This is a genomic window from Micromonospora nigra (assembly GCF_900091585.1).
In the GTDB taxonomy this organism is placed as follows: domain Bacteria; phylum Actinomycetota; class Actinomycetes; order Mycobacteriales; family Micromonosporaceae; genus Micromonospora; species Micromonospora nigra.
The window spans coordinates 1,255,987-1,279,266 of the sequence record NZ_FMHT01000003.1 but is presented as its reverse complement, the minus strand read 5'-3'; the positions used below and the strand labels follow the sequence as shown (position 1 = coordinate 1,279,266).

Here is a 23,280-nt window from a genome sequence, read left to right as displayed (position 1 = left end):
CCGCCCCGCCCGGGTCAGGGTGGGGGAGGGGGGGATTCGCCGGCGTCGAGGACGGCCTGGGTCCAGCCGCCCTCGATGACGCCCGAGGCGTCCAGCAGGGCCCAGTCGACGACGTCAGCGGTCTCCACCACCACCGGGGAACCGATCCGGACGCTCGGGTCGGTGTGGGCGTCGCTGGCGCTGGCTCCCACGATCCGCTCGGGCGCCTCCCACGACGTGACCCCCGCCCACACGTACTCCGGGCCGTCGTCGCCCGGCAGGCCGTACTTGACCACCAGCTGCGTCTGCGGCGGAAGCTGACCGGCGACGAACCGTGCCCGCACGTCGCCCAGCGCGCCGCGGGCCGTGGCGATCGCCCGGCTCATGGCGTCACCGGGGCGGGCATAGCGCACATCCGGCTGGATCCCGGTGAACAGCGTGGCGCACGCGGCGGCGAAGTAGCGCCCCGCCGGACCCGGGTGACCGGCCGGTGGGCGCAGGCTGAGGAACGAGTCGGCCTCCGGGTCGGTGGCCGGATCCAGCTCCAGCCGCAGCAGCACCGGCGCGGTCGCCCCGTGCTGCTCCGGATTGCCGTACGCCACCGCGATGTCGTGCCCGGTCACCGTGGCCAGCACCGGCAGCGGTACGAAGGCGGGCACCTCCTCGCCGGCCAGCCCGTCGGTCCAGTCCCGCAGCAGCCGGCGGGCTGCTCCGGTCATCACCGCGCCCCACGCCCGGGTCAGGTGGTCGGGCACGCCCTGCGTCTGCAGTTCCAGCAACCCGAACCGGCGCAGGCCCTTCGTGGTGAACCACAGCCCCTCCGCGTCCGAGGAGTAGGGCACCAGCACCCAGTCGACCAGCCGGATCCGTCCCTGGTCGTCGGGCAGCGAACGCAGCGCCGTTGCCGGGTCGAGGAACTGGAGACCGAACACGTCGACCACGTCGCTGCCGGCCGTCTCGGCCACGGCGGCGGCGACCGCGCGGGCGGCCCACTCGTGCGCCGGCGGCCACCCCGGCCGGTACTCGGCCTGCACGACCACCAGGTGGCTCGCCGCGGCCAGCCGGCCCAGCTGCTCCTCGGTCGCGCCGAACGCGGTGAGCAGGTCGGGCGGCAGCTCGGGGAACTCGCCGATGGGCCGGGTGTCCACGCTCATCAGCGGGCTGTCCAGCATCTGCCGGGCCAGGCCGTGCACCGGTTCGGCCAGCCGGCCAGCCAACCCGCGCACCGCCGTCTTCGCGCTGACCTTCGGCAGCCCCGCCATCGGCACCAGATAGGTCGCGCTCAGCGACTCCGGGACCGGGACGGGCAGGAAGTCGTCCGTGATGAGCATGTCGTCCCCCGGTGGCCGCGCCGGTGCTGTCGTGGGAGAACGCTACCCGCCGTCCGTGCCGCCAATCAGCCGGACAGCACCAGTCCCAGGTAGACCAGCGTGGTGACCACCTCGACGGCGGCGCCGAGCACGTCGCCGGTGATCCCGCCGAGGCGGCGTACCACGTGCCCCAGCAGCCACCCCGCGACGGCCAGCGCGGCGACGACGGCGAGCGGCCCCTGCCACGGTCGGTCCGGCACCGCCGCCACCGCGACCAGCGCGACGGCGAGCGCCCCCACCACCAGCGCGACGGGCTCCACCGTGCCGGCGACCAGTGCGCCCAGGCCCTCGGGCCGGGCGGCCGGCACCCCGCGCCGGCAGGCGACCCCGACGGCCAGCCGGCCCGCCGCCGTGGCCGTGACCACCGCCGCGAGCAGCGCCGGCCACGACCGTGCCGCCAGCTCCGCGAGAGCCGCCGCCTGCACCAGGAGGACGACCACCAGCGCGACCACCCCGAAGGGGCCCACGTCCGGCTTCTTCATGATCTCCAGCGCGGCCGGGCCCCGCCGGTACGAACCCAGCGCGTCGACGGTGTCGGCCAGCCCGTCGAGGTGCAGACCCCGGGTGAGCAGCGCGCCGACCCCGACGGTCACCCCGGCCGCGACCAGCGGCGCGGTCAGCGCGCCGGCCAGCAGCAGCACCCCGCCGAGGAGCACACCCAGCACCGCGCCGACGGCCGGGGCGAGCGCCATCGCCGTGCCCGCGGCCGACCGGTCGACGCGCCCGGCGCGCACCGGCACCGTGGTGAAGGTGGTCAGCGCCAGCCGTACGCCGTCGGTCAGCGACGCCTCAGGCACGCCAGCCGGCGTGGTCCGGGGCGGGCTCGGTGGTGGTGGGACCCGGCCCGGCCGGCTCCGGCTCGGCGAACTCCGGCGCGTCGTCGTCGGGTTCCCCGCCGGACGTGTCGTGGTCGGGTCGCGGTGCGCCCGTCGGGTCGTCGGACGGGCGGGCCGGCAGCGCGGCGGCCAGCGACAGCACCGAGCGCAGCAGCGGCAGGACGGTCAGGGCGTTCGCGCCCTCGCCCAGGTCGAGACGCAGGTCGACCAGCGGGGTCAGGCCGAGCACGTCGGCGGCCAGCCGCACCGCGGGGTGCCCGCCGTGGTCGGCGAGCAGACACCAGTGCCGGGCCTGGCCGGCCAGGTCGCGGCTGACCATGCCGGCGGCCACGCCGACCGGGCCGTCCAGCAGCACCGGCAACCGTCGGGCGGTCGCGCCGAGCAGGACGCCGGTGGCCACGGCGATCTCGCCGCCCCCCAGTTCGGCCAGCACGTCCTTCGCGGTGCGCGGTGAGTTGCGGGTGCGGTGCAACGCGTCGCGGACCGTCGCACACCGGGTCATCCAGGCGTTGTCGTCGTACTCGCCCGAGGCGGTGACCACCCGACCGAGCACCGTGGGGGGCTCGGCGCCGGCGGTCGCCGCCAGCACCGCCGCCGCCGCCGCGTCGGCGCCCGCGCCGCACGCCGCCAGCACCAACAGGCGTACGCCCGCGTCGGCGGCCTCCTCGGCGAGCCGCCAACCGTCACGTAGTGCCGCCTCGACCCGCTCGGCGTCCAGCGCCGGCCCGTCCTCGATCGGGGCGGAGGAGGGGGCGTCCACCACCCGGAGGTCGGCATCGCCGTCTGCGGCCAGCCGGGCCAGGACGCCCTGTCCGGCGCGGGCCTGGGCGGCCCGACGGGCCGACTGGCCGGCCGGGGTTCCGGCGGTGGCCCCGCCGGTGTGGTCACCGTGCAGCAGCAGCACCCGCGCCGCCGTCCAGGGGGCCGGGACGGGGGTGCCCTGGGTGGCGGCGGCGAAGCCGACCACCCGTTCGAGCACGCCGAGACCGGCCCCGGGAACGTCCAGCGTGGCCAGCCGCTCGACGGCCTGGGGGCCGGCGTACTCGTCGGGCATGGGCAGTTCCATGCCGGGCTGGATGACCAGGCCCGTGGCCACCATCGGCAGGGCCATGGTGGGGGCCGCCCAGGGGGTGCCGTCCGGGTCGGCGGGGGTCCCGGTTATGGCGGGGGCGCCCTGGGCGGGCACCGGCGGCGGGCCGGCGGCCGGGACGGTGTCGGTGGTGGGCGCGGCGGTCGTCGGGCCGGATCCGGTGCCGGCGACGCGGGTGGAGTCCGGCCCGGTGCCGGCGGGCGAGGTGGGGCCGGCGGTCGGCTTGAGCCAGCACGGCTGACCGGCGACCACCAGCACCACCGCGTCGCAGGCGTCGGCCACCGCCCGGTTGGCCGTGCCGAGTGCGTCGGTGAACGCCCGGCCCAGCGCGGTGGTGGGCACCAGGGACAACCCCACCTCGGGGCTGACCAGCACCAGCCGGGCCGCGCAGCCGCGGACGGCCCGGGCCAGCTCGGTGATGGTGGCGGTGTCGTCGGCGGGCTGGTGGACCGGATCCAGCAGCACCGTCACCCAGCCGCCGAGGTCGTCGACGAGCAGCGTCTCGTGGGGCGCGGCGGCGGCGATCACGTCGGCCAGCCGGCGCGGGTCGTCGGCGGTCTCCTCGGTGTGCCACGTCTCCGGGCGGCGGGAGCGGTGCTCGGCGATGCGGGCGGCCCACTCGGCGTCGTCGTCGGTCGGGTCGGCGGCGGTGGCCACGTACCGGACCGTGGGCGCGTCGACCACCAGGGACTCGGCGAACTCGGACTTGCCGGACCGGACACCGCCGAGCACCAGGAGGGTGTTCCACCCGTCAACGGACATGCCCGTACCTTAGAGGCAGCCAGGGCCGCGCGGCACCGCAGGTGTGCCACCGGCGGGCCCGCCGCAGCCGGCTCACGGCTCGTCGGGGGCGTGGAAGCGGTAGTCGTTGGGGTTGACGTCGGCGGGCTTCGGATCCTCCTGCCAGGCGCCCTCACCGGGCCGGGCGAGCAGCGAGACGACCAGATCCTCCCGGTCCATGTCCCGCGCGCCCTCGATCCCGCCGCGTACCGCCATGGCCCGCAGCTCCGCCGTGTCCATTTCCTGTACCGGCCGGGTCATCGTGCCTCCCTCGTCCTCGGAACGGGCGGGTTCGCCCCGCCACCGACATATCCGGGTTACCCCGCCACGCGCCGGGGAACCACGGCCGGTCCCCGCCGGCGCGGACCGGACCCCCGCCGGTGCGGACCACGGCCGGTTGCCGTCGGCGCGGACCGGCCGTCGCCGTCGGGGCCGACTACGCTGTCGGGGTCCGTCCGACAGGGCATCAGCGGCGAGGGGAGACGCGCACATGGCGTGGAGCTGGCGGTACGAGGGTGTGGACGGCGAGCCGGTCGAGGGGCCGGCCGAGTCGTTCAGCAGCCAGGCGGACGCCGAGTCCTGGATCGGCCAGACCTGGCGGGAACTCGCGGCGTCCGGCGTCACCTCGGTCGCGCTCGTCGAGGACGACCGGGTGGACTACCGGATGAGCCTGCAACCCGCGGCGGAGTGACGGCGTACGACCGGCCGGGGGACGGCGAGCCACTGGTGCTCGGCGTCCCCCGGGCGGCGCTGCGGCCCAGCCCGGTGTTCCTCGGCCTGGTCGCGCTCTTCGTCACCTGCGGCGTGCTGGCCTGGCAGGGAGCCGGCAACGTACGGCTGGCCGTGTTCGGCTTCGTCGTCACCGGCTGGCTGGTCTCGCTCTGCCTGCACGAGTACGCCCACGCGGTGGTCGCCTTCCGGGCCGGCGACCGCAGCGTCGCCCACCGCGGCTATCTCACGCTGAACCCGTTGAAGTACAGCCACCCGCTGCTGTCGGTGGTGCTGCCCGTGGTGGTGGTGCTGCTGGGCGGCATCGGCCTGCCCGGTGGGGCGGTCTGGGTGGACCGGCACGCGATACCGGGGCGCCTGCGGCACACCCTGGTCAGCCTGGCCGGCCCGGCCACCAATGTGCTGTTCACCCTCGTGCTGGTGGCGGTGCTGCGGCTCGTCGCCCCCGGCGGCGGGACGCTGGAGTTCTGGGCCGGGTGGGCGCTGCTGGCCTTCCTCCAACTCACCGCCAGCGTGCTGAACCTGCTGCCGGTGCCGGGCCTGGACGGTGGCAACATGCTCCAGCCGTGGCTGAGCCCCCCGTACCGCCGGATGTACGACCTGTTCGCCCCGTACGGCTTCATCCTGCTGTTCGCGCTGCTGTGGAACCCGGCCATCGGCGAACGGTTCTTCGGCGGGGTCTTCGCCGTCGCCGACCTGCTCGGACTGCCCTCCGGCCTGTACGCGCTGGGACTCGACCTGATCCGTATCTGGCGGCCCTGAGCCCGGCCGACGCGTCCGCGCCGGCCGGACCGGGCGTCACGGCCGTTCGGCGGGGGACTCGGTGCGGGCCGGGTCGCGTTCGGTGACCGGCTCCACGATCTCGTCGATGGCCTTGAGCAGGTCGGCGTCGAGCTTGACGCCGGCGGCCTTGACGTTGTCGTGCACCTGCTCGGGGCGGGACGCCCCGACGATCGCCGACGAGACGTTGGGGTTCTGCAGCACCCAGGCCAGGGCGAGCTGCGCCATGCTCAGCCCTGCCTGCTCGGCCAGCGGCTTGAGCTGCTGCACCCGAACCAGCACGTCGTCGGTCAGCCACTTGGCGATGAAGCCCGCGCCGGACTTCTCGTCGGTGGCCCGGGAACCCGCCGGCGGGGGCTGGCCGGGCAGGTACTTGCCGGACAATACGCCCTGTGCCATCGGCGACCAGACGATCTGCCCGACGCCCAGTTCCTCGCTGGTGGGCACCACCTCGGTCTCGATGACCCGCCACAGCATCGAGTACTGCGGCTGGTTGGACACCAGGGGGATGCGCAGCTCCCGGGCCAGCCGGTGGGCCTCGCGGAGCTGCGACGCCTTCCACTCGGAGACACCGATGTAGTGGGCCTTGCCGGAGTGCACGACGTCGGCGAACGCCTCCATCGTCTCCTCCAGCGGGGTGCTGTAGTCGTACCGGTGGGCCTGGTAGAGGTCCACGTAGTCGGTTCGCAGCCGGCGCAACGAGCCGTCGATCGACTCCATGATGTGCTTGCGGGACAGGCCGCGGTCGTTGCGGCCGGGACCTGTCGGCCAGTAGACCTTCGTGAAGATCTCAAGGCCCTCGCGCCGCTCGTCCCGCAGCGCCCGGCCGAGCACGTCCTCGGCGCGGGTTCCGGCGTACACGTCTGCGGTGTCGAAGGTGGTGATGCCGGCGTCCAGGGCGGCCCGGACGCACGCGAACGCGGCGTCCTCCGCCACCTGCGAGCCGTGGGTGATCCAGTTGCCGTACGAGATCTCGCTGACCATCAGGCCGGAGCGGCCCAGGTGTCGGAATTCCATGCTCCGACCCTAGTGCGGACCGGCCCGTCCCACATCCGGTGTGCCCGCGGCACTCCGGGCGGGTCGCCGGGGAGTCGTCGGCGGGCGGCTCAGGTCGGGTGGATCAGTCGGGCAGCAGGGCGTCGCGCATCCGGGCGGCGAGCCACCCCCGGAACTCGTCCGGCGACCAGCCGGCCCGCTGCACCAGCGCGGCGTAGTGCGCCGGATCGTTGAAGAACCACACCACGTCGGCCGCCCGCTCCGCGTCCGCACCCTGACGCAGGGGGCCGCCCAGCGAGCGCAGTCGCTCGACCACGCTGCGCGCGCCGATCCGGCGGTTGCGCAGCAGGGTCTCCCAGACCTCGGCCACCTCCTCGGCGGTGTCCGCCGCCCGGCGCACCGTCTCGAAGATCGCCGCCGTCCGGCCGCCGATCAGCGTGCACACCCCGGCGTACGCGTCGAGGACCGCCGGCTGGGTGTCGGCGTCCCACACGGGCTTGTACCAGGGGCGTTGGGCCACCGGCACCGGAGCGTCGTCGCCGGCCAGTGCCTCGTCGAGCACCTGCCGCAGCAGTGCCGGCTTGGAGCCGAAGGCGGCGGCCACGGTGGGGCGGGCCACCCCCGCGGCGGCGGCGACGTCGGCCAGCGACGTGGCGGTGTACCCCCGGGCGACGAAGAGTTCGGTCGCGGCGGCCACCACCGCACGCCGGGTGCGGCGGGCGTTCTCCTCCCGCACGGGGGAGTGGTAACGCCGGGTCGGCTTTGTGTCCTTGACGTCGGCCATGGCGCTGCCCATACTAGCAGCACAATGGATATAACGCTGACTATCGAAAAGTTTGTCAGCTATCGAAAGTACGCTCGGCTATTCAAGATCCCTTGTCTCTCGAAGATGGCCGCGCACCCCGAACCCGACCAGGAGGCAGGCCCGTGACCACCCCTCCCGTCCCGCTGCGTCTGCCCGTGGCCGGTCTGGCCGCTGCGGTGGTCATCGCGCTGACCGGCTGCTCGACACCCGCCGACGCCCCGGTCGCCGCCACCCCGTCCGGGTCGGACGCCCCGCTGACGGCACCCACCGTCCCGGCGGACACCCCGACGGCGGTGGACCCGGCGACGGCAGCCCCGGTGACGGTGGACCCCTGCATGCTGCTGACCGACGAGGAGGCCGAGCGGCTGGCCGGCACCCCGCTGCAGGATCCGGTCCCCGCCGGGCTGACCTGCACCCGCACCGGGCCGGTGACCGGCCCGACGGCGCAGGTCGAGGTCTTCGTCGGTGACGGCGCCAAGAAGTACCTCGACATCCAGCGCAGCCTCGGCCACGAGCTGCGGACCCTTCCCGGCATCGGCGACGAGTGCCTTGCCGACGAGTCCGAGATCTTCGTCCGCCGGGGGGACCTCTGGGTGTCCGTGCGCCTGGTGCGCCTCGTCGACCCCGCCGAGAACGCCGAACCGCTCGCCGAGGCGGCCCGCACCGTGGCCACCCGCATCTGAGAGGAACCGTCATGCGACAACCACGTCACCCGGTGATCCGTCGCCTGCTCGTACCCGCTGTCGTCGCCCTGCTCGGGGTGACCGGCTGCGGGTCCTCCGGGACGGCACCGGCGCCCGACCGGGCGGAGACGGAGACGCAGTCCGATGCGGTCGCCGCCGGGCCGCCGCCCTGCCCGTTCACCGCCGAGCAGGTGTCGACGCTCGTCGGGCAGCCGATGGTCGACGAGGGACGCTGCCTGTTCACCGACGGTGCCGGCGTCGCCAGCCTCACCGTCACCACCGCGTCCACCATCGCCGGCAACGGCACCTTCGCCTACCAGCGGGAGCAGGCCGGCAAACGGTACGACCGGGTCGACGACCTCGACCAGGGCGACATGGCGTACGTCGCCGTGAAGGACATCGAGGGCGAGGCCGTGCTGGTCGACGGGACCGGGGCGTACACCCTCACCATGAGCAGCTTCACCCGGCTCGACCCGGCCGGCTACGACCAGGTCCTGCGCCGCCTGCTCGACGCCATCGACGGCTGAACGCCCCCGACCCACCGGTGCGGCACCGACCCGTCCGATCCCGTCCGACCGTGAGGTGGAACGTCGTGCGAACCCTAACCTGGACCCGACCCGGCGCGTTCGTCGTCGTGGCGCTGCTGCTGGCGACGGGATGCGGCTCCGGGTCCCCGGCCGGGGGTGGCGGGCAGGATCCGTGGAGCGACGCCGCGCTGCGACACGGGCTGGCACCGCTGGCCTCCCCCGAGGTGACCCTGCAACCTGACGTGGTCGTCGTCGCCGGGGGCGGCGAGTCGATCAGGTCGGTCACCGCCGACGGACTGACCTGGCGCATCGACCCCCGGGCCGCCCGCGCCGACGAACTCGCTCCGGGGCGGGTCATGTTCGTCACGGGCCGCAGCGTCGGTCGGGTGCTCGACGTGCGCCGGGACGACCGGGACCTGGTGGTGACGGTCGGGCCGGTCGACGTGACCGAGGTGATCAGGGACGGAACCTTCGACCGGCAGGGACTGACCCTCGACACCCCGGTCGTCTACCCGGCCGGAGAGCCGTTCTGGGCCGACCCGGACGACGGGGGCACCGGCGGCGGTGGGCCCCTCCCATCCGGCCGGTTCGGCCGCAGCCGCCCGGTTCCGGTTGCCGAGCACGGCGACCGGTCCGGTCGACCCGGCCCCCGGTCGGCGGCCGGCATCGCCCTGCCGGCACCACCCGTCGGCGTACCGGCCGGTGGCGTCGGTGACGGCGGGCGCGCGATACCGGCGGGGCCTCCGGTGGCGTCCGACCGGCCGGACCGTCCGCCGCCGAGACGGGGTGGCGGCGGGATCGGCACCAGGGCGGGCGCCTACTCGGTGTTCGCCTCCTGCTGCACCGACGGGGTCGGCGCCCACTTCCGGTACGCCGAGGCCGGCACCCGGCTCAACGGCACCGTGACCCTGAGCTTCCGCAAGCCCTCGGCGGACTTCCACCTGGCGATCCGGGGCGGCTCGGTGACCCGCGCCGAACTGGAGATCAGCGGCGGCTTCGGGATCCGGGTCGACGTCGAGGCCGGCACGGAGAGCGGCAGGAACATCAGGGCCGAGTTTCCGATCGGGGCCGACTTCTCCTTCCCCATCGCCCAGGTGTTCGGCGTGCCGCTCACGTTCACCATCGGCCAGTCGTTGCGGATAGCGTCGGCGTTCGGCGCCACCCTCGGCACCGTCAAGGGGTCAGGCGAGTTCTCCCTCGCCTCCAGCCTCGGCTACGGGTACGCGGACGGCTCGTTCGGCCCTCAGGTGCGGATGAACTTCGCCCGGAAGAAGAGCCTGCTCAACTCGCTGACCGGGGTGCCGGTCGGGGTCATGGGGATGGTGCTCGAACACCGCGTGCGGTTCACCGTGGGATTCAACGCCCTGGTCCTGACCGCCGGTGTCTACTTCGAACTCGCCACCCGCTACGGCATGACGATGGGCTCGGCCCTCGGCGCCCCCTACGCGCTCTGCCGGGGAGTCGGCCTCGGCGTGACGGCGACGTTCGGGATCGGCTACTCCATCCTGCAACCGGTGGCCAACGCGATCAACCGCTTCCTCAGCCTGTTCAGCCTGCCACCGATCAAGACCACGGGTGGGATCCACGCGAAGGCGAAGGTGTACGCCAACGAGGAGGTCGTCCCCGACGTCAGAACCTGCGGACCCGCGCCGAGTTGACCGACGGCGGCACCTGCCACGGTGACCGCCAGGTTGTCGGGCGGTCACGGCGAGCAGGTCGCGGCCGGCGGGTGTCCCCGGTCAGAGCACCGGCCGGGTGTCGGTGAGCAACTGGTCGATCTCCTCGACCAACCGGGCCGGGCTGCGGTGTGCCACCTCGATCAGCGGGGCGCCGCGCCGGTCGAGCGCACCCCAGCGTCCCGCCCCGTCGCCGACCAGGAAGGCCACCGGGTGGATGACCAGCACCGGGTGCGCCGCGGGCACGACCGTCCGTCCCGTCCGGTCCACCACGCCACGCCGCCCACCGGCGTCCACCACCGCCAGTCCCTCGTCGGTGAAACCGTCGACGTACCGGCCGTCCGCGAGCGGGGTGGTCATGCCGTGGTAGCGCGTCGGCACCACCAGCCGGCCGGTGCGGTCGACGGCACCCCAGCCGCCCCGGCGCACCGCCGCCACGCCCCGGCGGAAGGGGCGTACGTCCTCGAAACCGGGTGGGACGACCACCTCACCCGCCCGGTCGATCGCGAACCAGTCACCCGTGCCGTCGACCGACACCCAGGCCAACCCGTCGGAGAAGGACCCGACGGCCCGGAAGTGCGGCCCGAGAAGCGTCGACCCGGTGGTGTCGATGAGTTCCCAGGTCGCCCGGTCGGGTCGCCGTACCCACGCCACCCCCTCCTGGAACGGCCTGGCCTCGGCGTACCCGTCGAGCACCAGATCGCCCTCGCTGTCGGCGTACCCCCAGCGTCGCTGCCGCTCGTCGAACGTCAACACCGGTTCGCGGCCGAGGTCCCGCACCTCGGCCAGGGTCCGTGGTGGCGGCCCGAAGCCGTCCCTGGCGGCCCGCGCGGCGATCGCGTCCAGCGACACCTCGATGCGTGCGGTCAGCTCCCGGTCCTGCACCCCGCGCAGGTCCAACGCGCGTTCGAAGTGGTGGCACGCCTCGATCAGCCGGCCCTGGTCGTAACAGGACCGGCCGGCGTGCTCGTGCAGGGTCGCCCGGAGCCGGGCCGGCAGCTCGGGTGAGTTCGCCTCGGCGTAGAGCCGGTCCGCCTCGGCGTACTCGCCCCGCCACTGGAGCACGTGGGCGAGTCGTGCCTGGGCGATGGCGGTCCGACGCAGCTCACCGGTCGCCTCGGCGTACGTGACCGCCAGCCGACCGTCGGACAGCGCGTCGTCGAGGTCGTCGAGAACGCGGGAGACCACCGAGCGCAGGCTGAGCAGTCGGGCCCGGGACCGGTTGTCGAGAGCCGTACCGAGCTTCTCGGTGAGCCGGCGGCGTACCGATCGCAGGTCCTCCGGCTCGTCGACCAGCTCGCGCAGCTTCTCCGGGTGCAACCGCCACGGATATCCGGCGAGCACCTGCTCGGGATCCACCTGCGGGCCCGGGGTCAGGTCGGACCGCCCGCCCGGTCCCGGCCCCACAGGTGGTGCCGAGGTGGGGGTTGCGGGTGGTGCTGAGACGGGTGGTGCTGAGACGGGTGGTGTCGGGACGGGCGGCGCGGGTGGTGCCGGGACGGGCGGCGCGGGTGGTGTCGGGACGGGCGGCGCGGGTGGTGCGGGTGGTGCGGGTGGTGCCGGGACGGGCGGCGCGGCGGTAGGTGGCGCCGACACCGGCCGGGCCGGCTGCGGTGCGGGGACGGGGGGCGGGGTCGCCGGGGAAGCGTCGGTGGCGGTGGGACCGCCCGGCGGAGTGTCGGCCGGGCCTTGCGGTGGAGCGGACGCGGCGGCTGCCGGGACAGCCGTCGCGAGTGGCTCCGGCGCGGCTTCCTCCGGCACCGGCCGTGGTTCGACCGGCGGTGTCGACCGTGGTTCGTCGGGCGGCACCGGCCGTGGTGGTGCCGATGGCGTCGGGCCCGGCGGTGGGGCGGAGTGGGTTGCGACAGCGCCGGGCAACGCGGGGTCTTCGGGTGTGGGTGGGCTGGCAGGTGCCGGTTCGACCGTGGGGGCGGGGTCGGTTCGGTGCGCGACCGGATCCTGCTCGACTGCCGAACCGGGTTCCACGGTCGGCGGTACGGGGTCGGGAGTGTCCGGGGGCGTGGGGGCGGGGACGGCCGGAGCGGCGGGGTCGGACGGGCCGGTCGCCGCTGGTGCGGTGCCGTCGGCTGTGGACGGTGCCGCCGGTTCGTCCGGCGTACCGTCGGCGGTCGCCGGCCCGGGCTCGTCGGGTCGGCCGGGCGGGGCGGAGACCGGGGCCACCTCGTGGGACGCCGGTGGAGCAGGGCGGGCGGGGGCCAGGTCGACGTCGCGGACTGGCCGGGGTGGGATCGGTGCCTCCGGCTCCGCGTCGTCGACCACCGCGCCGGTGCCGTCCACCGGCCCGTCCGGCGCCGGAGGACGGGCGGGCTGGAACCACGCGGCCGGACCGCCCGACGGCGGCCGGGCGGCGCGGGGAGCCGGTTCGGGATCGGTTGGCGGCGGGGGGACGTACCGCCGGGGCTGTCCCGGTCCGGGCACTTCCGACGACGGACGATCCCGCGAAGCGGGAGTCTCGCCGGATGGGGCCGGAAGGAACTCCATGCGCAGTCGGGCGGCAGGTGACTGTGGTGCGGGGCCGGTGTCCGGTGCGTCCGGTCGGGTCGTCGGCCCGGCTGCCGGGGGTGGGGGAACATCCTGTGGCCGCGGGGCGACAAGCGGCGGTGACGGGTCGTGGCCGGGCGTGCTCGGCGGTGTCGGGCGTGGGGCGGTGCTCGGCGGTGTCGGGCGTGGGGCGGACGTTCCCGGCGGTGCCGGGCGCGGGTCGGACGTGCTCGGCGGTGCCGGCTGCTCCGGGGAGGGCGGCAGCGGCCGGTGCGGGGTCGGGACGGGCGGGGCTGGACGGGCCTGGGCCGGTGGAGGCGGGGCCGGGCGGTCCTGAGCCGGGTGTCGAGTCGGGTGCCGGTCCGTCGGCGCGGGCACGACCGTATCGCTGGCGACTGCCGGGCGTTCCCGTGCGGGTGCGGGTGCGGGTGCGGGTGCGGGTGCGGGTGCGGGTGCGGGACGGTGCGGGCGCTCGCCGGCCGGGGCTGGCGACACGGGCCTCTCCGCAGCGACGGGCGGGACCGCCTCTGCACCGGTGGGGTGTTCGTGTCCGGCGGGTGATTCGGGGCGCTGGTCGGCGGTGGGTGGTTCGGGGCGCTGGTATGCCGGGGCGGGGGAGGCCGGACGCTCGTACCCGGCGGCGGGGGAGACCGGGCGGTCGGGGCCGGCCGGTCGTCGGGGCGGCGACGCCGGGGAGACCGGGTGCTCGGGCGGCGCCGGGGAGACGGACTGACGGGAGGAGGGCACCTCGCGCTCCCGCTCGTCCGGATCGCGTACCACTCGAAGGTGTGGACGCTGCGGCGGGGTCTGCGGGCCGGAGGGCCGGATGTCGCCCTGGTGGGACAGTGGTGGCGGCGCGGAGGCTCTCGCCGACCGGTGTGACCCGCCCGGATCGGCGTGACCCACCGGCTCGGCGTGACCCACCGGCTCGGGGCCGTAGCCGGGGCGCAGTGGGCCCTCGGCCGGCCACGGCAGGTGGCCCCGGACCGGGGTCGTCGGCTGGGGGTCCTCGCGGCGCGGCCGGTCTCCCGCGCCGTCGCGGTTCGTCCACTGCTCGTCGCGGTCGGTCCGGCGGCGCTCGTCGACGCGGGGCCGGTCGTCCGGGTGGCTGCGGGGCACGGGTGGTACCGGCGGGTCGTCGTCCACGTAGCTGTCCGGGTACGCCGGCTCGGCGAGCGGGACGGCTCGGTGCTGGGCTCGGGCGGCGTCACGGTCCGCCTCGTCGTCGTACCTGGGCCCGCCGGGGTGGTCGCTCCACTGGTACCGGGGGCGGCGCTCAGCGTCGCCGGGGACCCGTCGCTGCGTCCCCTCGGCGGGCCGTGGATAGCGGCTCGACCGGTGGGTCCGCTCCCCGGGTTCCGGCAGCCAGTCGGGTTCGCCGTGGCTGGCGGGGGAGACGGGGGTCACCTCGACCCGCCGCTCCCAGTCGGTCGGCCCGGGCCGCTCCGGTTCCGTGCGGTCGGGGCGGCGACCCTGCTCCCGTGCGGGTCGTTCGGGGTGGCCGTAGTCGGACCAGGTCACCTCGCCCCGGCCGCGCGGCTGCCCGGCGACCGGCTGCTGCCGGTCGCCAGCCCATGCCTGATCGGGCCCTGTCCGGCGGTCGACGGTGGGGTCGGCGGCCCAGGCCTGGTCCGACCTCGTCCGGCGGTCGGCGCGTCGCTCGTCGCCGGGCCGGTGGAGGTCGCCGCCGACGAACCCGCCGTCGGGTGCCGGCCGGTCGGGGTGGGGCCGTTGGTACAGGGTGTGGTCGTAGCTGTCCGGCTGGCGCGGCCCGCCGACGTCGTCGCGTCGTGCCCGCGGACGCTCCCACCGGGCGTCCGTGCCGTCCCGGCGTGGGCCTCTGCCGCCGCCGGGGAGGGCCCCGGTGCCGTCCCGGCGTCGCGCGTCGGCGGTGCCGTGCCGGGTCGGGCCGGAGTGGTCCCAGCCGTGCGGTTCGGGGTCGTCCCAGCTCCGCCGGCCGGGGGCCGCGTACCCGTGGTCGGGCTCCTCGTCCCAGGACCGGCCCAGGTACGTGCCGTCGGGCCGGGTGGGTGCGAGCGGAGGCACCTCGGCGCGGCCGATGGCGGAGCCTCCCCGGGGCGCGCCGGTCGGGGGGAGGTACTGGACGCCGATGTCGCCGGGGTAGCGCTGGCCGGGGAACTGGGGTTGCCACTCGCTGGTCGGCTCGGCGACCCAGGAGGGTTCGGCCGGGTCGTGCCACCGGTCGGCGTAGCCGCGACTCATCCCTGCGACCTGTCGTCCGGGCAGCCGTGGCGGAGGAGGACCGGGGTGCGGTGGCCGGGGCGATCCCGGTGCGGGCGGAGCCGCCCGGTCGACGTCCGCTCGCTCACGGCCGTGTCCCGGTGGCCGGCTCGCGTCCGCTCGCTCACGGCGATGTCACCTCGTCGGGAATTGTCGCGCTGGGCCCCTCGACGTGCCGGTAGAGTCGCCCCTCCGGCACGTCGTGGCTGCGGATGGAGGGTAGCGGCGTGGGCTCGGTCACCGCCACTGTGGCACCGCCCCCGGCGTCAAACGTTATCCTATGGTTCCGGACATTTAGGGCTATAGCCGGATCGGGCTTCCGACGATACTCCACCTACCGGCAGGCAACCGTGGCCGGCGTGGTCACCAACACCGTCTTCGGCTTCCTGCGCTGCTACGTCCTGCTCGCCGTGGCCGGGGCCGCCGGCACCGTGGCCGGGTACGACCGCGCGCAGCTGGTCACCTTCGTCTGGGCCAGCCAGGGCCTGCTCGCCGTGATTCTGGTCGGCTCGTGGACCGAGCTGGCCGACCGGATCCGCACCGGGGAGGTGGTCACCGACCTGCTGCGTCCCGTCCACCCGGTCACCAGCCTGCTCGCCGCCGACCTGGGCCGCGCCTGGTACGCCGCGTTGACCCGGCTGCCGCCCCCACTGCTCGTCGGACCGCTGTTCTTCCCCGTCCACCTGCCCGACCGTCCCGCCACCGTGCCGCTGTTCCTGCTGTCCGTGCCGGTCGCCGTGGTCCTCGGCTTCGGCTGCCGGTTCCTGGTCAACGCCACCGCGTACTGGCTGCACGACGTACGGGGGCCGATGATCCTGTGGCTGCTCGCCTCCACCGGGCTCGCCGGGCTGTACTTCCCGCTGCGCTTCCTGCCCGACTGGCTCCAGCTCGTCCTCTGGCTGGGCACCCCGTTCCCGAGCCTGCTCCAGACCTCGCTCGACGTGCTGGTCGAGCGGGACCCGACGGGTACCCAGCTCGGCCTGGTCGCCCTTCAGGTCGCCTGGGCGGGGCTGGTGCTGGCGGCCTGCCGGCTGGTGCAGCACCGCGCCGAGCGCCGGATGGTGGCGCAGGGTGGGTGAGCCGGCCGCGTACTGGGCGCTGCTGCGGGGCCAGGCCCGCTCGCAGGCGGCGTACCGCACCTCGTTCGCCGTCGACCTCGTCGGCAACGTCGGGGCCACCGTCCTCGACGTGCTGACCGTGCTGGTCATCTTCGGGGTGACCCGCGAACTGGGTGGCTTCACGCTGCGCGAGTCGCTGGTGCTGGTGGCGCTGACGGCCGTCTCGTTCGCCGTCGCCGACCTGCTGGTCGGCAACATCGAACGGCTGCCCCGGTACGTGCGCACCGGCCTGTTCGACGCCGTCCTGGTGCGTCCGCTGGGTGCCCTGCCGCAGCTGCTGCTGATGGAGCTGCCGCTGCGCAAGCTCTCCCGGGCGGCCTTCGGGCTGACGGTCTACCTGGTGGCGTTGCGCTCCGCGGAGATCGACTGGACGCCGGGGCGGCTGCTGCTCGCGGTGGTCGCACCGGTGGCCGCGGTGGTGTTCTTCGGGTCGGTGTTCGTGGCCACGGCGACACTGTCGTTCCGCTGGGTCGACTCCGGCGAGCTGGCCAACTCGGTCACCTACGGGGGGCGGGACTTCACCTCGTACCCGATGACCGTCTACGACGGCTGGTTCCGCGCGCTGTTCGCGTACGGCCTCGGGTTCGCCTTCGTCAGCTACCACCCGGCGCTGGCGCTGCTCGGCCGGGCCGACCCGCTGGGCCTGCCCGCCTGGGTGGGTCGGGTCTCGCCGGCCGTCGCGCTGGTCGCCGCCGCGCTCGCCGCGGCGGCCTGGCGCGCGGGGGTCCGCCACTACCGGAGTACGGGGTCATGAGCGACGACGTGATCGTGGCGCACGCGCTGCGCAAGGAGTTCACCGTCCTGGTGAAGGTCGGCCGGCTGCGCCGAACCAGGCGGCTGGTCACCGCCGTCGACGGGGTCGATCTGCGGGTCGGCCGGGGCGAGCTGCTCGGCTACATCGGCCCGAACGGTGCGGGCAAGTCCACCACCCTGAAGATGCTCACCGGCGTGTTGACGCCCACCTCCGGCACGGCCCTGGTGTGCGGGTTGGCGCCGGTGGCCCGGCGCACCCGGCTCGCGCTGCGCATCGGCGTGGTCTTCGGGCAGCGGTCCCAACTGTGGTGGGACCTGCCGCTGCGGGAGTCGTTCGACCTGCTGCGGCACGTCTACCGGGTGCCGGCCGGCGACCACGCCGCCCGGCTGCGTCGCTGCCGTGTCCTGCTCGACCTGGATCCCTTCCTGGACGTGCCGGTGCGGCAGCTCTCCCTCGGCCAACGGATGCGGGGCGAGCTGACCGCCGCGCTGCTGCACGGCCCCGAGGTGCTGTTCCTCGACGAGCCCACCATCGGCCTGGACGTGGTCAGTCGGCAGGCGGTGCGCGGTTTCCTCGCCGAACTGGGCGGCACCGGCGACACCACCCTGGTGCTGACCACCCACGACCTCGCCGACATCGAGCGGCTCTGCCACCGGCTGGTGGTGATCGACCACGGCCGGGTGGTGCACGACGGCACGATCGCCGCACTGCACGAGCGGTACGGCTCCCGGCGGCTCGTCGTGGCGGACCTGGACACGGCGTTGCCCACGCCGCCGACGCTGCCCGGCGCGCCGCTGCTGCGGGTGGAGGCCGACGGGCACCGGCTGGTGTTCGTCCTGGAGTCGGCCGGCGTGGCCGAGGTGGTCGCCGCGCTGGCCGGGCTGGGCACGCTACGGGACGTCTCGATCGTCGAACCGGCGATCGAGGACGTCGTCACGCGGCTCTACCGCACCCCGGCATGACAGCGGCCCCTCGCCCCGGGACCGGGGAAGGGGCCGCAGGAGCCGGCCGGACTCAGATCGGGTCGCCGATCTTCACCCTCGGTTCGGGGGTACGCAGCTTGCGGAAGGTGATCGCCCGCATGATCGCGTAGAAGTAGAGGGAGCCCATCCGCTGGTCGGTGTGGGGGAACCGGTCCCGGACCAGCTTCTTGATCTTCCGCGAGATCAGCACCGAGTCGATCACCAGGCCGACGGCCAGCGCACCCCACAGCAGATTCGAGGCCAGCCGGATCGCCGGCGGCATCGCCGCGTTGGACCCGATCAGCACGATGAGCGCCCCGCCGAAGAACCACGTGCCGACGGTGCGCCGCGAGTCGACCACGTTGCGGGCCAGCAGCCGCTCCGGGCCCCGGTCGCGTGGGCCGCCCTCGCGGCGGAACTCCGCCGCCGACTCGGCCCGCTGCTGCCGCCGGCGCTCCCGCGCCTCCTCCTTGGTCAGCGGCTTGGTGGCCCCGGCCGGACGGCGACCCGCGGCAGGCCGCTTCGGCGTCTCACGTCCCTTGGCCGGGGTGTAGCCCCGGGGGCGGGCGGACTCGGACTCCTCGTCGGGCGTCACCGGGGTGACGGCCTCGTCGACGAGGTCGGCGGACTTGCGGCGAAACAGCGACGGCACGCGGCAAGGGTAGCCAAACGCCCGCGCCCGGTGCACATCGCGGTGCACCGGGCGCGGGCGTCGATGGTCGAGGTCGACCTGCGTGGCCGTCGGGCCGGTCGGTTCAGGGGCGCTCGACGTGCGCGCCCAGGTCGGCGAGCTTCGCCTCGAAGTCCTCGTAGCCCCGGTTGATCAGGTCGACGCCGTACACCCGGGAGGTGCCCTCGGCGGCCAGCGCCGCGATCAGGTGGCTGAAACCGGCCCGCAGGTCGGGGATGACCAGGTCGGCGGCGTGCAGCTTGCTCGGCCCGGCGATGACCGCCGAGTGCTTGAAGTTGCGCCGGCCGAAGCGGCAGGGGGTGCCGCCCAGACAGTCCCGGTAGACCTGGATGTTCGCGCCCATCGAGTTCAGTGCCTCGGTGTAGCCCAGCCGCTGCTCGTACACCGTCTCGTGGACGATGGACAGGCCGCGCGCCTGGGTCAGCGCCACGACGAGGGGCTGCTGCCAGTCGGTCATGAAGCCCGGGTGCACGTCGGTCTCCAGCGCCACGGCGTGCAGCTCGCCGCCCGGGTGCCAGAACCGGATGCCGCCCTCCTGGCCCGGGTCGCCCAGCTTCGGCGGGCGGGCGTCGGTGACCTCGTACTCGCCGCCGACCGAGCGGAACACGTTGAGGAACGTCATCATGTCGGCCTGCTGCGCGCCGAGCACCTCGACGTGCCCCCGGGTTGCCAGCGCCGCCGCCGCCCAGCTCGCCGCCTCGATCCGGTCGGGGATCGGCCGGTGGGTGTAGCCGTGCAGCTTCGGCACGCCCTGGATCTCGATCACCCGGTCGGTGTGCACCTTGATGATCGCGCCCATCTTCTGCAGGATGCAGATCAGGTCGATGATCTCCGGCTCGACCGCCGCGTTGCGCAGCTCGGTGACCCCTTCGGCCATCACCGCCGTCAGCAGCACCTGCTCGGTCGCGCCGACGCTCGGGTACGGCAGCGCGAACTTGGTGCCGTGCAGGCCGTTGGGGGCCGACAGGTGCAGCCCTTCCGGGGTCTTCTCGACCGTCGCGCCGAACTCCCGCAGCGCCCGCAGGTGGAAGTCGATGGGGCGCGGGCCGATGTGGCAGCCGCCCAGGTCGGGAATGAAGGCGTGGCCCAGCCGGTGCAGCAACGGCCCGCAGAACAGGATCGGGATGCGGCTGGAACCGGCGTGCACGTTGATCTGGTCGGTGCTGGCGCTCTCGACGTTCGCCGGATCGAAGACCAGTTCGCCGTCCTCGCCGCCGTCGGTGACCTTCACGCCGTGCAGGCCGAGCAGGCCGCGTACCACCTCGACGTCGCGGATCTTCGGCACGTCGAACAGCCGGCTCGGGCTGTCACCGAGCAGGGCGGCGACCATCGCCTTGGAGACCAGGTTCTTCGCGCCGCGCACGCGGATCCGCCCTTCCAGCGGAGTGCCTCCGTGTACGACCAGGACGTCGTCGGTCAACGCAACCTCCAGCGCGTCGATGGTGCCGTGTCAGGGGTGCAGCGCACGATGGGGTGATCGCTACCCGGGATGTGTCCAGGTCGAATCGGCCCATGTGCGTCGTCGCTCCGGCAGCATAGCCCTCGGTGACGACGCTGGACCGGGTCACACCGTACTGCGGGGTACTTATCGGTGATCCGGCACTTTTGTGTGCCAGAGGTGTCACTGTGCGTGATCGAGGCCGGGCGGATCAGGCCCCGGGCAGCGCCAGCATCTGGTCCAGCGCGACGCGCGCGTGGTGCGCGGTGTCGGCATCCACGGTGATCTGGTTGACCACCCGGCCGGCCACCAGCTCCTCCAGGGCCCACACCAGGTGTGGCAGGTCGATCCGGTTCATGGTCGAGCAGTAGCAGACCGCCTTGTCCAGGAACATGATCTGCTTGTCCGGGTGGGCCAGCGCCAGCCGCCGCACCAGGTTCAGCTCGGTGCCGACCGCCCACGCCGAGCCGGCCGGCGCAGACTCGATCGTGCGGATGATGTACTCCGTCGAGCCCACCAGGTCGGCGGCCCGCACCACCTCGTGCCGGCACTCGGGGTGTACCAGCACGTTGACCCCGGGCACCCGCTCCCTGACGTCGTTGACGCTGTCGAGGGTGAACCGGCCGTGCACCGAGCAGTGCCCCCGCCAGAGGATCATCCGCGCGTCGCGCAGCTGCTCCGGGCTGAGCCCGCCGTTCGGCTTGTGCGGGTCGTAGAGCACGCAGTCGTCGAGCGAGAAGCCCATCTCCAGCACCGCCGTGTTGCGGCCCAGGTGCTGGTCGGGCAGGAAGAGCACCTTCCCGCCCTGCTCGTACGCCCAGTCCAGGGCCCGCTTCGCGTTCGACGAGGTGCACACCACCCCGCCGTTGCGCCCCACGAACCCCTTGATGTCGGCAGACGAGTTCATGTAGGTCACCGGCACGGTGTCGGCGGCGACGCCCAGCTCGGTCAGCACGTCCCACGCCTTCTCGACCTGCGACAGCACGGCCATGTCGGCCATCGAGCAGCCGGCGGCCAGGTCGGGCAGGATCACCTTCTGGGCGTCGGAGGTGAGGATGTCGGCGCTCTCGGCCATGAAGTGCACGCCGCAGAAGACGATGTACTCCGCGCCGGGCCGGGCCGCCGCCTCCCGGGCCAGCTTGAACGAGTCGCCGGTCACGTCGGCGAACTGGATCACCTCGTCGCGCTGGTAGTGGTGCCCCAGCACGAACACCCGCTCGCCCAGCGCCGCCTTGGCCGCCGCGGCCCGGGCCACCAGGTCGGGGTCGCTCGGCGCCGGCAGGTCGCCCGGGCACTCGACCCCGCGCTCGGTGGCGGGGTCGCTGCCCCGGCCGAGGAGCAGCAGCGCGGTCGCGGTGTTGGACGGCTCAACCCAGGTCGAAGTCACGTACCCCATGCTCCCACAACGCCGTCCGCCCGCAGCCGCCGAAGATGTGTGCTGCCACACTGCTCGGCATGCGCGTCCTGCTCTGCCCCGACACGTTCGCCGGCACGCTGTCGGCCCCGCAGGCGGCCTCGGCGGTCGCCGAGGGCTGGCGGGAGGTCGCCCCCGCCGACGAGCTGCTGCTCCGCCCCCTGTCCGATGGCGGCCCCGGCTTCCTCGACGTGCTCGCGGGGGCGGTGCCCGGTCGGCGGGTGCCCGTGCCCACCGTCGACCCGCTGGGCCGGCCCGTGACCGGTGAGATCCTGCTCACCGACGACGGGGCGACCGCCTGGCTGGAGAGCGCCCAGGCGTGCGGCCTGCACCTGCTCGCCGCTGCCGAACGCGACCCGAAGGTCACCACCTCGTACGGGCTGGGACTGCTGGTCACCGCCGCGGTGGAGGCCGGTGCCCGCACCGTGCTGGTCGGGCTCGGCGGCTCCGCCACCAACGACGGCGGCGCGGGCCTGCTGACCGCGCTCGGGGTGACCCCGCTCGACGCCACCGGACTGGCCCTGCCGTACGGCGGCGCCGCACTGGTGGGCGTGGCCGCGCTGGACGGCGCGCCCCGGCTGCGCGACGCCCGGCTGGTCGCCGCCAGCGACGTGGACAACCCGCTGCTGGGCCTGCACGGGGCGAGCAACGTGTTCGGCCCGCAGAAGGGTGCCGACCGTGCCGACGTGCTGCTGCTCGACGCGGCGCTGCAACGCTGGGCGGACGTCCTGGAACGGGACCTGCCCGGCTGCCCGCACGGGCTCGGCGCGCTGCCCGGCGGCGGTGCGGCCGGCGGGCTGGGGGCGGCGGTGCTGGCGCTGGGTGGGCACCGCGAGTCGGGCATCGGCCTCGTCACCCGCGCCACCGGTCTGGACGCGGCCCTCGACACCGTCGACCTGGTCGTGACGGGGGAGGGATCCTTCGACCACCAGTCGCTGCGCGGCAAGGTGGTCGCCGGGGTGGCCGGTGGGGCCCGGGACCGGGGGCTGCCCTGCGTGGTGCTCGCCGGTCAGGTGAGCACCGGCCGCCGGGAGGCCGCCGCGGCGGGAGTGACCGACGCGTACAGCCTGGTGGAGCACTTCGGGGGCGAGCAGCGCGGCGGCCTGACGGCCGCGCTGGAGCGGCCCGCCGAGGGGCTGCGGGCGCTCGGCGCGCGACTGGCCCGCCAGTGGAGCAGGTGACGCCTGCGCGGGCGCCCGGGGCGCGCGGGCCGGCCGGCTCCGGGGCGGGCCTGGTCACGCCGCCGGGTGGCCCGGCCCCGGGCGGCCTACAATCAGTAGCTGGACCACTGTGGGAATCACCGACCGGCGGCCTACGTTGGCCAGGAGAGACCACACCGAACGCGCGCAGGGAGAATTCCACGTGACCACGCCAGCGCAGACCGACTCGACCGAGGCCAAGGCCCCCACGTCCGTCGTCCTCACCGACGTCGCGGCGCAGAAGGTCAAGGCCCTGATCGAGCAGGAAGGCCGTGACGACCTGCGGCTCCGGGTCGCCGTGCAGCCGGGTGGCTGCTCCGGCCTGCGATACCAGCTCTTCTTCGACGAGCGTTCGCTCGACGGTGACGTCGTCACCGACTTCGACGGCGTCGAGGTCGTCGTCGACCGGATGAGCGCTCCCTACCTGACCGGCGCGACGATCGACTTCGCCGACCGGATCGACGCCCAGGGCTTCACCATCGACAACCCCAACGCGGGCAACTCCTGCGCCTGCGGCGACTCGTTCAGCTGAGTCGTCGTCCCGACCTGCGCCGACGGGCGGTCCCACCACGGGGCCGCCCGTCGGCGTCCGGGTCGGTCCGCCGCGCAACCGCCGGGCCCGTGTGACAGGTGGGAGCAAGGAGGTCCACGGGGTGGCCCGGGGCGTCGCCCGAGGGGGCCACGGCCCGGTAGGCTGACCGCGCTCTGCT

At 74.6% G+C, this 23,280-nt stretch carries 20 protein-coding genes; 10 read left to right on the top strand and 10 right to left on the bottom strand.

Going from position 1 to position 23,280, the window contains the following annotated elements; genetic code table 11:
- Positions 1-14: 14 nt before the first annotated feature.
- From GA0070616_RS05015 to GA0070616_RS05000, 4 genes are all read right to left on the bottom strand, one after another.
- Positions 15-1,310, bottom strand: coding sequence for a DUF2314 domain-containing protein (locus GA0070616_RS05015; RefSeq protein ID WP_091077010.1), 1,296 nt, complete (start codon positions 1,308-1,310; stop codon positions 15-17).
- A 65-nt stretch (positions 1,311-1,375) separates the two neighbouring features.
- Positions 1,376-2,146, bottom strand: a complete 771-nt coding sequence (gene cobS, locus GA0070616_RS05010; protein ID WP_091077007.1) for an adenosylcobinamide-GDP ribazoletransferase — start codon at positions 2,144-2,146, stop codon at positions 1,376-1,378.
- Positions 2,139-4,037 carry a bifunctional adenosylcobinamide kinase/adenosylcobinamide-phosphate guanylyltransferase gene (locus GA0070616_RS05005; protein ID WP_091077004.1) on the bottom strand — a complete coding sequence of 633 codons (1,899 nt, stop codon included), beginning with the start codon at positions 4,035-4,037 and terminating at the stop codon, positions 2,139-2,141. The genes cobS and GA0070616_RS05005 overlap by 8 nt, the downstream gene beginning before the upstream one ends.
- Before the next feature lie 72 nt (positions 4,038-4,109).
- Positions 4,110-4,316 carry a hypothetical protein gene (locus tag GA0070616_RS05000; RefSeq protein ID WP_091077001.1) on the bottom strand — a complete coding sequence of 69 codons (207 nt, stop codon included), beginning with the start codon at positions 4,314-4,316 and terminating at the stop codon, positions 4,110-4,112.
- A 229-nt stretch (positions 4,317-4,545) separates the two neighbouring features.
- Here GA0070616_RS05000 and GA0070616_RS04995 point away from each other — a divergent pair, with 229 nt between their 5' ends.
- Entirely contained in the window at positions 4,546-4,746 is a 201-nt protein-coding gene (locus GA0070616_RS04995; protein WP_091076998.1) for a hypothetical protein, read from the top strand.
- Positions 4,743-5,546, top strand: a complete 804-nt coding sequence (locus tag GA0070616_RS04990; protein ID WP_091076994.1) for a site-2 protease family protein — start codon at positions 4,743-4,745, stop codon at positions 5,544-5,546. The genes GA0070616_RS04995 and GA0070616_RS04990 overlap by 4 nt, the downstream gene beginning before the upstream one ends.
- A gap of 36 nt (positions 5,547-5,582) precedes the next feature.
- Here GA0070616_RS04990 and GA0070616_RS04985 read toward each other — a convergent pair whose 3' ends face one another.
- Positions 5,583-6,581 carry an aldo/keto reductase family protein gene (locus GA0070616_RS04985; RefSeq protein WP_091076991.1) on the bottom strand — a complete coding sequence of 333 codons (999 nt, stop codon included), beginning with the start codon at positions 6,579-6,581 and terminating at the stop codon, positions 5,583-5,585.
- Between the two features lie 103 nt (positions 6,582-6,684).
- On the bottom strand, positions 6,685-7,356 hold the full coding sequence (locus tag GA0070616_RS04980; protein WP_245712660.1) for a TetR/AcrR family transcriptional regulator: 672 nt from the start codon (positions 7,354-7,356) through the stop codon (positions 6,685-6,687).
- A gap of 131 nt (positions 7,357-7,487) precedes the next feature.
- Between GA0070616_RS04980 and GA0070616_RS04975 the strand changes: the two genes are divergently transcribed.
- The 3 genes from GA0070616_RS04975 (at position 7,488) to GA0070616_RS04965 (ending at position 10,233) form a co-directional block, all read left to right on the top strand.
- Positions 7,488-8,048: a DUF3558 domain-containing protein gene (locus GA0070616_RS04975; RefSeq protein ID WP_175439985.1), complete on the top strand. Its 561-nt coding sequence runs from the start codon at positions 7,488-7,490 to the stop codon at positions 8,046-8,048.
- 11 nt (positions 8,049-8,059) lie between these two features.
- Positions 8,060-8,575, top strand: coding sequence for a hypothetical protein (locus tag GA0070616_RS04970; RefSeq protein WP_091076988.1), 516 nt, complete (start codon positions 8,060-8,062; stop codon positions 8,573-8,575).
- Between the two features lie 65 nt (positions 8,576-8,640).
- Complete coding sequence (locus tag GA0070616_RS04965) at positions 8,641-10,233, top strand: hypothetical protein (protein ID WP_091076984.1); 1,593 nt, start codon at positions 8,641-8,643, stop codon at positions 10,231-10,233.
- Positions 10,234-10,314: 81 nt separating this feature from the next.
- Here GA0070616_RS04965 and GA0070616_RS29405 read toward each other — a convergent pair whose 3' ends face one another.
- Positions 10,315-12,531 carry a WG repeat-containing protein gene (locus GA0070616_RS29405; protein ID WP_425412983.1) on the bottom strand — a complete coding sequence of 739 codons (2,217 nt, stop codon included), beginning with the start codon at positions 12,529-12,531 and terminating at the stop codon, positions 10,315-10,317.
- A 2,690-nt stretch (positions 12,532-15,221) separates the two neighbouring features.
- On the opposite strand from GA0070616_RS29405, the gene GA0070616_RS04955 reads away from it, so the two are divergent.
- The 3 genes from GA0070616_RS04955 to GA0070616_RS04945 are packed head-to-tail and all read left to right on the top strand — an operon-like array spanning position 15,222 to position 17,828.
- The gene (locus tag GA0070616_RS04955; RefSeq protein WP_091076980.1) at positions 15,222-16,073 is read left to right on the top strand and encodes an ABC transporter permease; all 852 of its coding nucleotides are present in this window, start codon (positions 15,222-15,224) and stop codon (positions 16,071-16,073) included.
- Positions 16,066-16,866: an ABC transporter permease gene (locus tag GA0070616_RS04950; protein WP_091076975.1), complete on the top strand. Its 801-nt coding sequence runs from the start codon at positions 16,066-16,068 to the stop codon at positions 16,864-16,866. Before GA0070616_RS04955 ends, GA0070616_RS04950 begins: the two co-directional genes overlap by 8 nt.
- Complete coding sequence (locus GA0070616_RS04945; RefSeq protein ID WP_091076972.1) at positions 16,863-17,828, top strand: ABC transporter ATP-binding protein; 966 nt, start codon at positions 16,863-16,865, stop codon at positions 17,826-17,828. The genes GA0070616_RS04950 and GA0070616_RS04945 overlap by 4 nt, the downstream gene beginning before the upstream one ends.
- A 52-nt stretch (positions 17,829-17,880) precedes the next feature.
- On the opposite strand, the gene GA0070616_RS04940 is transcribed toward GA0070616_RS04945, so the two are convergent.
- The 3 genes from GA0070616_RS04940 to nadA form a co-directional block, all read right to left on the bottom strand.
- Positions 17,881-18,480 (bottom strand): DUF3043 domain-containing protein, encoded by a 600-nt coding sequence (locus tag GA0070616_RS04940; RefSeq protein WP_091076969.1) that lies wholly within the window; start codon positions 18,478-18,480, stop codon positions 17,881-17,883.
- Positions 18,481-18,583: 103 nt separating this feature from the next.
- Positions 18,584-19,939 carry a UDP-N-acetylglucosamine 1-carboxyvinyltransferase gene (gene murA, locus GA0070616_RS04935; RefSeq protein WP_091076967.1) on the bottom strand — a complete coding sequence of 452 codons (1,356 nt, stop codon included), beginning with the start codon at positions 19,937-19,939 and terminating at the stop codon, positions 18,584-18,586.
- A 229-nt stretch (positions 19,940-20,168) separates the two neighbouring features.
- Positions 20,169-21,344 carry a quinolinate synthase NadA gene (nadA, locus tag GA0070616_RS04930; RefSeq protein WP_091089904.1) on the bottom strand — a complete coding sequence of 392 codons (1,176 nt, stop codon included), beginning with the start codon at positions 21,342-21,344 and terminating at the stop codon, positions 20,169-20,171.
- 44 nt (positions 21,345-21,388) lie between these two features.
- On the opposite strand from nadA, the gene GA0070616_RS04925 reads away from it, so the two are divergent.
- Both GA0070616_RS04925 and erpA read left to right on the top strand, forming a co-directional pair.
- Positions 21,389-22,552, top strand: coding sequence for a glycerate kinase family protein (locus tag GA0070616_RS04925; protein WP_175439984.1), 1,164 nt, complete (start codon positions 21,389-21,391; stop codon positions 22,550-22,552).
- Positions 22,553-22,733: 181 nt separating this feature from the next.
- Complete coding sequence (gene erpA / locus GA0070616_RS04920) at positions 22,734-23,102, top strand: iron-sulfur cluster insertion protein ErpA (RefSeq protein WP_091076960.1); 369 nt, start codon at positions 22,734-22,736, stop codon at positions 23,100-23,102.
- Positions 23,103-23,280 lie beyond the last annotated feature (178 nt).

What these genes read in the sequence shown, in the direction of transcription:
- GA0070616_RS05015 (WP_091077010.1), bottom strand. Translation starts at nt 1,310, where the DNA reads ATGCTCATCACGGACGACTTCCTGCCCGTCCCGGTCCCGGAGTCGCTG.
- GA0070616_RS05005 (WP_091077004.1), bottom strand. Translation starts at nt 4,037, where the DNA reads ATGTCCGTTGACGGGTGGAACACCCTCCTGGTGCTCGGCGGTGTCCGG.
- GA0070616_RS05000 (WP_091077001.1), bottom strand. Translation starts at nt 4,316, where the DNA reads ATGACCCGGCCGGTACAGGAAATGGACACGGCGGAGCTGCGGGCCATG.
- GA0070616_RS04995 (WP_091076998.1), top strand. Translation starts at nt 4,546, where the DNA reads ATGGCGTGGAGCTGGCGGTACGAGGGTGTGGACGGCGAGCCGGTCGAG.
- GA0070616_RS04985 (WP_091076991.1), bottom strand. Translation starts at nt 6,581, where the DNA reads ATGGAATTCCGACACCTGGGCCGCTCCGGCCTGATGGTCAGCGAGATC.
- GA0070616_RS04980 (WP_245712660.1), bottom strand. Translation starts at nt 7,356, where the DNA reads ATGGGCAGCGCCATGGCCGACGTCAAGGACACAAAGCCGACCCGGCGT.
- GA0070616_RS04970 (WP_091076988.1), top strand. Translation starts at nt 8,060, where the DNA reads ATGCGACAACCACGTCACCCGGTGATCCGTCGCCTGCTCGTACCCGCT.
- GA0070616_RS04945 (WP_091076972.1), top strand. Translation starts at nt 16,863, where the DNA reads ATGAGCGACGACGTGATCGTGGCGCACGCGCTGCGCAAGGAGTTCACC.
- GA0070616_RS04925 (WP_175439984.1), top strand. Translation starts at nt 21,389, where the DNA reads ATGTGTGCTGCCACACTGCTCGGCATGCGCGTCCTGCTCTGCCCCGAC.